Genomic DNA, 12893 nt, shown 5'->3' with positions numbered 1-12893 from the left:
ATCGGGTTTGACCAACTTGACCAATCATTGGTGACGACGGTATCGTCGTCGCATGGGGAAGCTGTTGAATCTGTACGAGGCGAAGACCCAGTTGTCGGCCCTCGTGGATGAAGCCTCGAATGGCGCCGAGATCATCATTGCCAAGGCTGGCAAGCCCCTGGCGAAGCTGGTCGCGTTCCGCGAGACGGCCCGCCGAAAGCCGGGGCGGGCGAAAGGCCTGGTGTGGATTGGCGACGACTTCGATGCGCCCCTGCCCGCCGACCTGCAAGCGGCGTTCTACGGAGAGTCCGATTGAGGTTGCTGCTCGACACCCACGTGCTGCTGTGGTGGCAGACCGACGATCGCCGGCTGGGCCGCGAGGCCCGAAAGGCGATTGCGACCGCCGACATCGTGTGGGTCAGCGCGGTTTCCGGATGGGAGGCCTCGATCAAGGCCGCCTTGGGACGTTTGCGTCTCGACGAGAAGTTTCGCATCCTGGTCGCGGCTGACGATTTCACGGAGCTTCCCGTGTCGCTCGCTCACGCCGAGCGGTTGCTCGACCTGCCTCCTCATCACGCCGACCCCTTCGATCGCCTGCTCGTCGCCCAGGCATTGGCCGAGAAGGCGACGCTCGTCACGCACGATCGCGCCATCGAACCGTACGGCGCGCCGGTGATCTGGACCTAGCGGGGCCCCTAGCCCACCGCGCCGGCGTAGCGAAGCTGTTCGATCTCGTCGCTGCTATAGCCGGCCGAGGCAAGCACCTCGTCCGTGTGCTCGCCGAGCATCGGCGCGCGATGGTGCGGATCGAGCGGGGTCTCCGACATCTTGATCGGCGTGCCCATGGTCCGCAGGCGCCCGAGAATGGGATGGTCGACTTCGGTGGTCATCTCTCGCGCGATGGCTTGCGGCGTGGCCAGTGCTTCTTCGTAGTTCAGAATCGGGCCGCAGGGGACTCCCGCGGCGTCGAGGCGCTCGAGCCAGGCGGCCCGTGGCGCCGTGGCCGTGACGGCGTCGATCAGCGCCGCGAGGGCCTCCCGGTGACGCACGCGCACGGTGTTGGTGGTGAAGCGCACGTCGGTGGCCCATTCGGGGTGCCCCAGCACGGTCGTGAGCTTCACGAAGTTGCGGTCGTTGGCCGCGCCAATCGTGATGTGGCCGTCGGCACATTGAAACGCCTGGTACGGCGCCGACAGCCGATGCGCCGAGCCAATGGGACCCGGGACCTGCCCGGTGGTGACGTAGTCAGTCACCTCCCACACCGACAAAGCGAGGCCGGCGTCAACGAGCGACGTGTCGACATGCTGCCCGCGACCCGACTGCGTGCGGTGATGGAGGGCGCCAAGAATGCCGATCAGCGCGAACAGGCCGGCGCCGAGATCGGTCACCGGCAGGCCGGTCTTCACCGGCGGCCCGCCCGGCACGCCGGTCACCGACATGATGCCGGACAAACCCTGCGCGATCAGGTCGAAGCCGCCCTTCTGCGCCCAGGGCCCGGTCTGGCCGTGGCCGGAAATCGAGGCGTAGATCAAGCGGGGGTTCGCTACCGACAGGGTGGCGTAGTCGAGCCCGAGCCTGGCCATGACGCCGGGGCGGTAGTTCTCGACCAGGACGTCGGCGCCGCGCGCCAGCTGGGTAAAGACGTCGCGGCCCTTGTCCTTGGTCAGGTCGAGCACCAGGCCACGCTTGCCGCGGTTGACGGCGTTGAACGCCGCGGAGTCGCTGCCCTGGCTGCCCGCCATCACCCGGGTGGAGTCTCCCGCCGGCGGCTCCACTTTGATCACCCGTGCGCCCATGTCCGCCAGTAACATCGCGCAATACGGGCCGGCCATGACCTGCGTCGTATCGAGAACCACTATGCCTTCGAGCAACCTGGACTGGGACATCAACGGATCCGTCGGAGTGGTGACGTTCAATCGCCCCGAGGCGCGCAATGCGCTGACGTGGGACATGTACGACGCACTCGTCGCGGCGTGCGAGACGGCCGAAGCGGCCGGCGACGTGCGTGTGCTCATCATACGTGGAGCCGGGGGCGCCTTCGCGGCCGGCACCGATATCGCGCAGTTCCGCGCATTTGCCGACGGCGAGGCCGGCGTGGCCTACGAACGCCGGCTCGACGCGGTGATCGATCGCATCGAGCAGCTGTCGATGCCGACCATTGCCGAAGTCGATGGCCCGGCGGTCGGGGGCGGCTGCGCCATCGCCCTGGCCTGCGACTTTCGCGTCTGCTCGGACCGGGCCCGCTTCGGCGTGCCGGTCTCCCGCACGCTCGGCAACTGCCTCTCCATCGCCAACACCGCGAGGATGGTCGACCTGATCGGCGTGGCGTTGACCCGGGACCTGCTGTTGAGCGGCCGCCTGATGGATGCGTACGAGGCGTACCATCGCGGGCTGGCCGCCGTGGTAGTGCCCGTCGATCAAGTCGAGGCGGAAACCACGAAGCTGGCCGCGCAGCTGTCGACCCGGGCCTCGAGCACGGTGAAGGCGACCAAGGCCATGCTGCTGCGGCTGCGCGACCACCGCCGGCCGCCGGCTGGATCGGCCGACGACCTCCTGCGCGCCTGCTACGGCAGCGACCACTTCAAGGAAGGCGTGGCCGCGTTTCTCGACGGCCGCCCGCCGCGCTGGTCATAGGCGAATTCGCGCCCTTCGTGCCTTCGTGGTCGCATTTAGAAAAGGATCCAGCAGATCACCGCCCCGACCACCGTCATCGACAGGCCCCACGCCAGCAACTGGTTGAACAGCTTCTTGGGATCGGCCTCGGGCGGCAGCGCCGCGATGCACAGCGCGCCGATGGTTGACAGCGGCGAGAGGTCCACGAGATGGCCGCCGACGTTCATCGCCGAGGCGATGGCCATGGGATCTGCGCCAAGCTGCGTCGCCAGCGCCGGCACCGTCGGGAGAAACGCCGGCAACACCACGCCCGAGGTGCTGCTGTAGGCCGAGACCACGCCGGTCACGAACGCAATGGTCAGCGTGACGGTGCCCGGCGTCGAGATCTTCGCCAGCAGGTCGGCGAAGAGCGACATGCCCTGGGTCTTTTCCAGCACGCCAATCAGCACGGTCACGCCACACACCAGGACCACGACGCCCCAGGGCATCCTCTTCAAGGCCTCTTTCTCATCACCGGGCCGGAGTAGCGCGAGGAAGGCGGCGCCGGTCAGCGCGGCCATGCCCACTTGCATGTTGAAGAACACGACGACAATCACGAGCGTCGCCAGGATGCCCAGGGTGACCCAGTGGATCCACGCGAACGGCTCGGTCTCGACCAGTTCGGCATCGCCTCGGGCACCGGCCTGATCGCTCTGCGAGACCATGCGTTCGACGGGCCGCCTGGTGAACAGCTTCACTCCTCCGAACAGGAGGTACGCGGCGAACGTGACCACGACATGGGCCAGCAGGTTGTTGGCGTAGGTCTGGAACTCATACCCGGGCAGGCCGATCCGGTCCATGATGCCGTTCACGATCACGCCGGTCGGCGCGAACGGTGAGAGGGCGCCGGCCTGCGCGCCGTTGCCTACCATCAGCGCCATGAGAAAAGGCGGCACCATGGCCCGCCCGCCCACGGCCATGGCCATCGGCGCCAGGATCGCCGTCGTGCCGATGTTGCCGGGTCCGATGCTGGACAGGCCGAGGGCGATCAGGAAGAACATCACCGGGATCACACCGGCATTGCCGCGGCACAGCCGCACGGCGCGGGTCGCAATGCGCCCGAGCGTGCCGTTGACGTTGGCCATGCCGAAGAGCAGCGTCACGCCGACCAGCGTGAGGAACAACTGGATCGGGAATCCACCAACCACCGTGTTGAGGGGCATGCCGCCGAGGTAGACCCCGACAATCCAGGCGAAAGCCAGCGACACCACGCCCACGTTGACGCTGGTGATGATGCTGAGCGTGACGGCGATCACGAGCGCCGCCAGCGAAATCCACGCGAGGTCCATCAGGTCTCCTCAACCTTGTGGCGTCCGGCGTTAGCCGGACCTGCCCCTAATGTCGTGTCCGGCGTTAGCCGGACCAGTAGTGATCTGAGCAGAACCGCCGGGTGCACTGCCCGCACGCCGGCGAAATGCGCCACTTGGTGGCGGCACGATGTGCCCCCAGCCACCAACGTGGCTCGATCGTCAAGCGCGCGCGCGGCCGGCAGCAGTTTACGCTCGCCAATCGCCCGCGACACCTCGTAGTGGTCCTGGGTATACCCGAACGACCCGGCCATGCCGCAGCACCCGGCCTCGAGGTCGGTGACCTGCGCGCCGGGAATGCGCGACAGCAATGCCCTGGCCGGTGCGGCCAACCCCATCGAGCGCTGGTGGCAATGGGGATGGAGCTGCACCTTCGCGGGACCGCGCTCGAGGTCCAGGGTCGCGCGTCCCGCCGACAGCTCGCGTTCGAGGTACTCCTCGAACAGCACCGCTGCCGCCGCGACGACCCTGGCCCGGCGCTGCAGCTCACCGCGCAGAAGGCCCGGCGCATCCTCGCGCACGGCCGACAGGCAGCTGGGCTCGACGAACACGATCGCGGTGCCGCGTTCGGCCAGTTCGTAGAGCGCATGCACGTTGGCCGCGGCCAGCTTGCGCGCCTCGCGCAACCGTCCTTGCGAGATCAAGGGCCGTCCGCAGCACACGTTCGGTGCGAGCGTGCCGCCCAGGCCGGCCGCGTCCAGCACGTCGAGGGCGGCGACGCCGATCTCGGGATCCTCGAACTCGGTGAACGTGTCGGCGAACAGCACCGCGCCCGGCGTGGCGAGCCGCGGCCGACGGCCCGCCAGGCGCTTGCGCAGCGTGTGGCGGGTGAAGCGCGGCAACTGGCGCCGGCGATCGAGGCCAATCACGGTTTCAGCCAGCCATCTCGCCGGCGCGCTGGCGGCCACCGCGTTCGACAGCGGCGCGAAACGGCTGCCCCACTCGGCGGCCGATCGCGCATTGCCGAACACCTGCGCCTGGGCCGACAGGCCGTGGCGATCCCAATAGCCCGAGAGAAACTCGCTCTTGAACTTCGCGACATCGACCCCGACCGGGCACTCCGACTTGCAGGCCCGGCACTCGAGGCACAGGTCCAGCACCTCGTGCACGCCTTGGTCGGCCAACCCGGCCTCGCCCAGCCGGCCGGCCATCGCCAGCCGCAGCACGTTGGCCCGCCCGCGCGTCGAGTGCGCCTCGTCCTTGGTCACCATGTACGACGGGCACATCGTGCCCTCGCGGGTCTTGCGGCACAGGCCCACGCCGCTGCACATCTCGACGGCGCGGCCATAGCCGCCGTGCTCGGCGTAGTCGAACAGCGTGGCCGGCTCGGGGGTCTCGTAGCCCGCGCCAAACCGCAAGTGGGAGGTAATCGCGGGCGTGTCGACAATGCGGCCGGGGTTGAACAGCCCGTCCGGATCGAACGTGCGCTTGACCTCGCGGAACGCCTGGTAGAGCTCGGAGCCGAACATCCGCTCGTTGAAGGCGCCCCGCACCAGGCCATCGCCGTGTTCACCCGACAGCGCGCCGCCAAACTCCAGCACCAGGTCGGCCACCTCGTTGGCAATGGCCTCGAACGTGGCCACGCCTCGTGCGGTCTTCAAGTTCACCACCGGGCGCACGTGCAGGCAGCCGACCGAGGCGTGCGCGTAGACGCCGGCCACGGTGTCGTGGCGCTGGACGATGCGGATGAAGCGGTCGATGTAGTCGCGCAGCTGGCCGGGCGCGACCGCCGTGTCTTCGACAAACGAGATCGCCTTGCCGTCGGACTTCATCGCGGTTGACAGGCCGAGCGCCGCCTCGCGGAAGCTCCAGATGCGCTGCTGCGCCGCCGGCTCGACGATCTGCCGGCAGCGGCACGAGATCCCGGCCCCCTTCAGGTCGCGCTCGACCGCCGTCATCCGCTCGGTTAGTTCATCCATGTGGCGTCCGGCTTCTTGACCGCCGTAGCCCTGGCGAAGGTGGTTAGCCGGACCGTCCGGACTGCCATAGAATTCGACGCACAACAGCGCCGAACCGTCGCGATCGATCATCGAGCGCCGCTGCGCATCGAGGACCGCATGGCCCTGGGCGTGGCGGAGGATGAAATCGTCCATCACCTCCACGGCCGACGGCCCGTGTTTCAGGATCAGCGGCGTCGCGCCGAGCGCATCCAGCAGTTCGTCGAACTCGATCGTGAGCACCGCCTTGCTTGCCGGCAGCGGCACCAGTCCGAGCTTGGCCTCGACAATGAAGCCCAGCGTGCCTTCGGACCCAACCAGGATGCGGGTGAGATCCACGGCGCGTGCCGGGTCCACGAACTCGTCGAGGTTGTAGCCGCCGACCCTGCGCAACACCTTGGGGAACCGGCGGTCGATTTCGGCAGCATGGCGGCGGCCAAGTTCCGGCACCGCGCGATAGGCGCGCGCCTCGATGCTGTCGCCGTGCCGCGCCCCGGCCAGCTGCGCCGCCGTCAGCGGCCGCAGGTGCGCCAGTCCGCCATCGGACAACACGACCCGTTGTTCGCGCACGTGATCGAGGGTCTTGCCGTAGAGCACCGAGCGCGCGCCACTGGAGTTGTTGGCCATCATGCCGCCAACCGTCGCGCGGCTGGCCGACGACACGTCCGGGGCAAACCGCAGGTTGAAGGGGCGTAGCGCCGCGTTCAGGTCGTCGAGCACCACGCCTGGCTGCACCCGCGCCCATTTCTCGTCGGCGTTGATCTCGACGATTCGGTTCAGGTGCTTGGAGGTGTCGAGCACCAGGCCGGCGCCAATGGCCTGGCCGGCCTGCGACGTGCCCCCGCCGCGCGGCGTGATCGGCACGCCGTGGCGGGCCGCGATGGTCACCGCCTGGATTACCCCCTCGGCCGAGCGCGGCACGACCACGCCGAGCGGCTCGATTTGGTAGACGCTGGCGTCGGTCGAGTAGAGCGCGCGCGACACGCGATCGAAGCGAACCTCGCCGTCCACGGCCGCGGCGAGTTCCTGCCTGAGAGTCTCGCTCATGGGGTCACTGGCTCTTGCCGCGGGCCGCGATCGTCCACACGGCTTCCACACGGTCGCCACGCAGGACGTGGAGGTGATCGTAGAGGTTCACCGTCGGATCACAATGCGGCGGGATAAATTCGATGCGGTCGCCCACCTTCACCTCGCGGGCCGCGCCGGCCAGGTCCAGGCGGCCGTGTTCGTCGCCCGCCCATCCGTACGTGACCCCCGGCAGGTCCACCGGCCGGGGCGTGAACGGCCGATCCGTGGAGAACGCCTTGTAGCCGCCATCGACAATCGCAAACCCCGGCGGGCGCGAGACCACCGTGGTGACGACGGTCAGCGCGTTCTTGAAGTCGCGATATTCGGGACCGGTGGGACCGCCGATGCGGCCGTAGTCGAGGTCCATGAACACGAAGCTGCCCGGCTGCAATTCGGTCACGCCCGGATTCTCTGAGTCGAACCGGTAGGTGCCGGTCGAGCCGCCCGTGATCATCGGGCAGGGGATGCCGCCGCGTTCGATCATCGCCCGGGTCTCGATGGCCTTCGCCATCGAACCGTCGGTGCGCTGTTTCCTGGCCTCGAACGGCGTGGTATGCGCCGCTTCGCCGTCGTAGGACTGGAGGCCCGCCAGCGTGACGTTCGGCAGCGCGTCGATGACCTGCGCCAGCAACAGCGCCGGTTTGCCGGGCAGCACGCCGGTGCGGCCGAAATACAAATCGATGGCGACGTTCACGGTCACGCCCGCCGCTCGCGCGGCCGTCTCCAACTCCCGCAGGTTGGCCTCATCGTCCACGCAGAAAATCGTGTCCTGGGCCCGCGCCGCCAGGGCCACCGCACGCGCGATCTTGGCGCGACCGATAACGGCGGTCGTAATCAACAGGCCGCGAATGCCGTGGTCGGCAAACACCTCGGCTTCTGCCAGCCGCGCGGCGCAACAGCCGATGGCGCCGGCACTGATCAAGGCCCGCGCCACCTGCGGGCACTTGTGGGTCTTGCCGTGTGGCCGAAATGCCTTGCCGCGCGCCTTCAGGTGCGCGGCCATCGTGGCGACGTTCGATTCGAAGGCGTCGAGGTCGAGCAGGAGGGCAGGAGTGGGGACGTCGCCACGAAATTGCATCGAGCGCGAATGCTATCACTGCTGCCGATACACGCGCACGACCGTGGGGGGCGGATCGCAGATTCTGCCATATGGAAACCGCCTCCCCGTTGAAGGCCTTGCGATCATGCGCGATGCCCCTTTCGATTTTTCGAACGAATTCGAGCGGCACGGATCTAGCTCCTGTACCGGCCGACGCTGTCCATCGGATGGAACCAAAGACGATGTTAGGATGAGTCGCATGACCGGGCATCAGCACACAGACGAAGCCGGCGGGTCACAGCGCAGGCTCACCTACGCTGACTTCCGCAGGTTCCCCAACGATGGGCAGCGTCACGAGCTCATCAATGGAGAACACGCCGTGACCCCCGCGCCGAGCTTCCGGCACCAGGAGCTCTCGATCCGCCTGATCCTCGCGCTGGGCAGGTTCCTCGAGGCGGATCCGATCGCGACTCTCTTGCACGCGCCGTTTGACTGTGTGTTCAGCTTCTTCGACGTGGTGGAGCCTGATCTGCTGGTGGTGACGAACGATCAACGAGCGATCCTGACCAAGCGCAACGCACGCGGTGCGCCGGCGCTTGTGATCGAGATTCTCTCTGAAAGTTCCTCGGGGAGGGACAAGCGCACGAAGCGCGCCCTCTACGAACGCGTCGGGGTCAGGGAGTACTGGGTGGTCGATCCCGACAACGACTGTATTTCGGTGCACCGGCTCGAGAAGCCGGGGAGGTTTGGCTTCCCAGAAACGTTGTCTGCTGCCAACGCCGACAGCCTGACGACGCCGCTCTTGCCCGGCCTCGCGCTGGACCTGGTGAAACTCTTCCGCTGACGCGACGGTCCGCTCAACGATCCCAATCGAACTCCAGTCGGTTTGCTTGCAGCGCGTCGCGGATGGTACCCGGAAGCACCCCGGCGCGCCTGGCGCTGTCGAGCGCGCCACGCATGGCAGCGCGCAGACGGTTGGCCTCGGCCTGCACCCCCGTCACGAACGTCGCGCACGCCCCGAAGCTTACCTGCGACGGCGTGATCGGCCGCGGCGACAGCATCACGAGCCACTCCCGGCCGGTGGATCCCGGTACCGTGCCCGTGTAACACGCCTCGCGGAACTTCGTCCATTCCACATCGAGCGCGTCGGCGGTGGCGGCGATCCTGGCCACGGCGGCGGTGAAGGCGCGCTCGTCGATCACCCGCTGCGGCTCGCTCGACGCCGGGTCCACCGCCTTGACGTCGCGGATGGCCAGCGGCGGCGCCGTCGAATCAGCCAGGCGTCCACCGAGGATCTCGCGCGCATGGTCGATCGCCACCGCATAGTGGATGCCTGGCTTGTCGTTCTCGCCTCCCGTGGTGATGCCAACGGCCACGCCGTTGCGATCGAGCAGCGGTCCACCGCTGTTACCGGGATGCGCGGTCGCGTCGTTCTGGATCATCGTCGCCACCCCGGACCGGCGGATCCCGCTCACGATGCCCCGGGTAACGCTGTTCCGGAGGGTGCCGAACGGTGAGCCGATGTTGATGACCTCCTGCCCGGGGCGAAGCGTGTCGGCGGTGCCCATGTCAATGACCACCTGGTCGGCGGCCGGTGCCGTCACCCTCAGGATGGCAAGATCGTGCGCCGGCGACCTCAGGTCGACGCGAGCCGTGACCGTGGTGCCGTCGGTGCGCCGCAGCTTCACAAAGCCATCGCTCTTGACGACGTGGAGGTTGGTGATGAGGGTGTCGGGTCGCACGTAGAATCCGCTGCCTCGCCCCGACGAGGTTTCGACGAGCACCACGGCGGGCAGGACCCGGCCGACCACATCCTCCAGCGGGGTGGCCGCCTCAGGCTCGGCCACAGGCGGCAATGGGTCGGCCTCGGGCGCGCGGTTGTCGGCATTCGCCGGTACGTTCCCGCGTTCGCCGAACAGAAGGGGTGGGCCGTTGGTCGCAGGGAGCGGCAGGAATCCACCCTCGGCGACGCCTCGCCGGGCTGCCGGCCCCTGCGGCGCGGCGGCGGGTGGACGCGTGAACGACCAGTAACCGGTCGCGGCCACGGCGGCGAGAAGCAGCAGGCCGGCGGCCAGGTTCATGGCCGTCAGGCCCCTGGTGGGCGGGTCCTGGGCCTCGGGAGGGCCGTCGTCCAGGGCGGGCAGGCCCGCCCCGCACCGGCAGAGAGCTACCGACCGGGGGACGCGGCGGCCGCACGCAGGGCAGAGCCGGCTCAAACCCGGCCCGGGGTCAGGCATGGGTCATAATAGTCAGGATTGCCTGCCGCTCATGGTCCGGCTGAAGCCGGACGCCACATCGCAGGAACGAAATAGTCCGTGAATCAGCCTCACATTCGTAATTTCTCGATCATCGCCCATATCGACCACGGCAAGTCGACGCTCGCCGATCGCTTTCTCGAGGTCACCGGCGCGCTGCAAATGCGCGAGATGTCGGCGCAGGTGCTCGACAGCATGGACCTCGAGCGCGAGCGCGGCATCACCATCAAGGCCCATCCGGTGCGGTTGAACTACACCGCGAAGGACGGCAAGAGCTACGTCCTCAACCTGATCGACACGCCCGGGCACGTCGACTTCAGCTACGAAGTCACGCGGTCGCTGGCGGCGTGCGAGGGCGCGCTGTTGCTGGTCGACGCGTCGCAGGGAGTCGAGGCGCAGACGCTGGCCAACGCCTATCTCGCGGTCGACAACAACCTCGAGATCATCCCGGTCATCAACAAGATCGACCTGCCGAGTGCCCAGCCGGAAGAGGCGCGCCGTCAGATCGAAGAGATCATCGGCCTCGACGGCGACACCGCCATTCTCGCCAGCGCCAAGGAAGGCACCGGGGTCGTCGACATTCTTGAGGCCGTCGTCACCCGGTTGCCGCCGCCTGACGGCGATCCGTCGGCGCCGCTGAAGGCGCTGATTTTCGACTCGTGGTACGACGCGTACCGCGGCGTCGTGATCGTGGTGCGGGTGCTCGAGGGCACCCTGCGCGCCGGCACCAAGGTCACGATGATGAACACCAAGCAGGACCACGAAGTGGAAACCCTTGGCGTGTTCACGCCGAAGGCGGTGCCGGTGGAGCAGCTCGGGCCCGGTGAGGTGGGCTTCATCGCCTGCGGTATCAAGGTCGTGTCCGACGCGCAGATCGGCGACACGGTCACCGAAACCTACCGGCCCACGCTCGAGCCGTTCCCCGGCTTCAAGGAACTGAAGCCGATGGTGTTCGCCGGCTTGTACCCGGTCGAGAGCCACCAGTACTCCGAGCTGCGCGAGTCGCTCGAGAAGCTGCGCTTGAACGACGCGGCCTTCTTCTTCGAGCCGGAGACCTCGCTGGCGCTGGGCTTTGGCTTCCGCTGCGGGTTCCTCGGCTTGCTCCACATGGAGATCGTCCAGGAGCGGCTCGAGCGCGAGTTCAACATGGACCTGGTCACCACCGCACCGGGCGTGCTCTACCGCGTGACCAAGACCGACGGTGAGACGGTCGAGATCGACAGCCCGGCCAAGCTGCCGGAGCCCGGCCACATCAGCAAGATCGAAGAGCCGGTGATCACCGCCATGATCCTCACGCCGGCGGAGTTCGTCGGCGCGATCCTGCAGCTCTGCCAGGACAAGCGCGGCGTGCAGAAGCAGCTCGAGTTCAAGGCGGCCGACCGCGTGCTGATCACCTATGAACTGCCCTTTAACGAGGTGGTGCTCGACTTCTACGACCGCCTCAAGACCATCTCGCGCGGCTATGCCTCGCTCGACTATCACGTCACCGGCTACTGGGAATCCCCCCTGGTCAAGCTCGATATCCTGGTGAACGCCGAGCCGGTGGATGCGCTCTCGATCATCGTCCATCGCGACCGCGCCTACGACCGCGGCCGCATGCTGGCGTCGAAGATGCGCGAGTTGATCCCGCGGCAGATGTTCGAGGTGGCGATCCAGGCGGCGATTGGCGCCCGGATCATTGCCCGCGAGTCGGTCAAGGCGTTGCGCAAGAACGTCCTCGCCAAATGCTATGGTGGCGACATCTCGCGCAAGCGCAAGCTGCTCGAGAAGCAGAAGGAAGGCAAGAAGCGCATGAAGCGGGTGGGCACGGTCGACATCCCGCAGGAAGCGTTCCTCGCCGTGCTCAAGATCGGAGACGAATAGCCATGGCCGAGGCGACGTTCCAGAAATCGACGGCGCGCGAGTACTTCGAGTCGATTGTCGTCGCTGTCATCCTGGCGCTGTTCGTCCGCACGTTCGTGTTCCAGGCCTTCAAGATCCCGACCGGGTCCATGAAGCCCAACCTGCTGGTGGGCGACCACCTGTTGGTGAACAAGTTCATCTTCGCCCCCACCGCCAGCCCGCTCGAACGCGCCCTGCTGCCGATGCGGCCGATCGAGCGCGGCGACGTCGTCGTCTTCAAGTTCCCGGAGGAGCCGGAGCGCGACTTCATCAAGCGCGTCGTCGGTTTGCCCGGCGACGCCCTCGAGCTGAAGAACCAGACCATTCACATCAACGGCATGCCCTTGATCGAGCCCTACGCCCATTACCTGTTTGCGCCGATGGGCGAGGGGCAGGTCGACGGCTTTGACCTGCGCCGCCAGTACGGCCCGGTGACGGTACCCCAGGGGCATTACTTCATGATGGGCGACAACCGCGACGACTCGCAGGACAGCCGCTTCTGGGGGTTCCTGCCGGCGTCGTACGTGAAGGGCCGCGCGCTGTTCATCTACTGGTCGTTCGACACCCCCGACGATGGGTCGGCGCCCGAGTCGTTTCTGGGCGTGCGCTGGGACCGGTTGTTGCACCAGATCCACTAGGAAAGAAGTTGAAAGTTGAGAAGTTGAAAGTTGGTAGTTGCAGTTGAAAGTTGCAAGTTCAGGACTGAAACTGCAACTTAAACTTTGCAACTGCAACTACCAACTTTCAACTCTTCAACTTTCAACTCCCGAAGGCG

The 12893-nt window shown here is 67.2% G+C and carries 11 protein-coding genes; 6 read left to right on the top strand and 5 right to left on the bottom strand.

What is annotated here, in order from left to right; translation table 11 throughout:
* Positions 1 to 52 precede the first annotated feature (52 nt).
* Both Q8T13_09170 and Q8T13_09165 read left to right on the top strand, forming a co-directional pair.
* Entirely contained in the window at positions 53 to 295 is a 243-nt protein-coding gene (locus Q8T13_09170) for a type II toxin-antitoxin system prevent-host-death family antitoxin (protein MDP3717918.1), read from the top strand.
* Positions 292 to 666: a type II toxin-antitoxin system VapC family toxin gene (locus Q8T13_09165; GenBank protein ID MDP3717917.1), complete on the top strand. Its 375-nt coding sequence runs from the start codon at positions 292 to 294 to the stop codon at positions 664 to 666. Before Q8T13_09170 ends, Q8T13_09165 begins: the two co-directional genes overlap by 4 nt.
* An 8-nt stretch (positions 667 to 674) precedes the next feature.
* Here the strand turns inward: Q8T13_09165 and Q8T13_09160 are convergent, their stop codons facing one another.
* Positions 675 to 1835 carry a CoA transferase gene (locus tag Q8T13_09160; protein MDP3717916.1) on the bottom strand — a complete coding sequence of 387 codons (1161 nt, stop codon included), beginning with the start codon at positions 1833 to 1835 and terminating at the stop codon, positions 675 to 677.
* Position 1836: 1 nt separating this feature from the next.
* On the opposite strand from Q8T13_09160, the gene Q8T13_09155 reads away from it, so the two are divergent.
* Entirely contained in the window at positions 1837 to 2613 is a 777-nt protein-coding gene (locus Q8T13_09155; protein MDP3717915.1) for an enoyl-CoA hydratase, read from the top strand.
* Between the two features lie 35 nt (positions 2614 to 2648).
* Here the strand turns inward: Q8T13_09155 and Q8T13_09150 are convergent, their stop codons facing one another.
* Genes Q8T13_09150 through Q8T13_09140 form a run of 3 tightly spaced genes read right to left on the bottom strand, consistent with a single transcriptional unit; the run spans position 2649 to position 8021 of the window.
* A complete protein-coding gene (locus tag Q8T13_09150) occupies positions 2649 to 3920 on the bottom strand; it encodes an SLC13 family permease (protein MDP3717914.1) in 1272 nt (423 codons plus the stop codon).
* Positions 3920 to 6922: an FAD-linked oxidase C-terminal domain-containing protein gene (locus Q8T13_09145; protein ID MDP3717913.1), complete on the bottom strand. Its 3003-nt coding sequence runs from the start codon at positions 6920 to 6922 to the stop codon at positions 3920 to 3922. The genes Q8T13_09150 and Q8T13_09145 overlap by 1 nt, the downstream gene beginning before the upstream one ends.
* A 4-nt stretch (positions 6923 to 6926) precedes the next feature.
* Positions 6927 to 8021 (bottom strand): DSD1 family PLP-dependent enzyme, encoded by a 1095-nt coding sequence (locus tag Q8T13_09140; protein ID MDP3717912.1) that lies wholly within the window; start codon positions 8019 to 8021, stop codon positions 6927 to 6929.
* 220 nt (positions 8022 to 8241) lie between these two features.
* On the opposite strand from Q8T13_09140, the gene Q8T13_09135 reads away from it, so the two are divergent.
* Positions 8242 to 8826 carry a Uma2 family endonuclease gene (locus tag Q8T13_09135; GenBank protein MDP3717911.1) on the top strand — a complete coding sequence of 195 codons (585 nt, stop codon included), beginning with the start codon at positions 8242 to 8244 and terminating at the stop codon, positions 8824 to 8826.
* Positions 8827 to 8839: 13 nt separating this feature from the next.
* Here Q8T13_09135 and Q8T13_09130 read toward each other — a convergent pair whose 3' ends face one another.
* Positions 8840 to 10219, bottom strand: a complete 1380-nt coding sequence (locus Q8T13_09130) for a trypsin-like peptidase domain-containing protein (GenBank protein MDP3717910.1) — start codon at positions 10217 to 10219, stop codon at positions 8840 to 8842.
* A 78-nt stretch (positions 10220 to 10297) separates the two neighbouring features.
* On the opposite strand from Q8T13_09130, the gene lepA reads away from it, so the two are divergent.
* Together lepA and lepB are read left to right on the top strand one after the other, a co-directional pair.
* On the top strand, positions 10298 to 12100 hold the full coding sequence (gene lepA / locus Q8T13_09125; GenBank protein ID MDP3717909.1) for a translation elongation factor 4: 1803 nt from the start codon (positions 10298 to 10300) through the stop codon (positions 12098 to 12100).
* A gap of 2 nt (positions 12101 to 12102) precedes the next feature.
* Positions 12103 to 12756 (top strand): signal peptidase I, encoded by a 654-nt coding sequence (lepB, locus tag Q8T13_09120; protein MDP3717908.1) that lies wholly within the window; start codon positions 12103 to 12105, stop codon positions 12754 to 12756.
* Positions 12757 to 12893: the final 137 nt, after the last annotated feature.

The organism is Acidobacteriota bacterium (assembly GCA_030697165.1).
GTDB lineage: Bacteria > Acidobacteriota > Vicinamibacteria > Vicinamibacterales > UBA2999 > 12-FULL-67-14b.
This window is presented reverse-complemented; position numbering and strand designations above follow the sequence as displayed.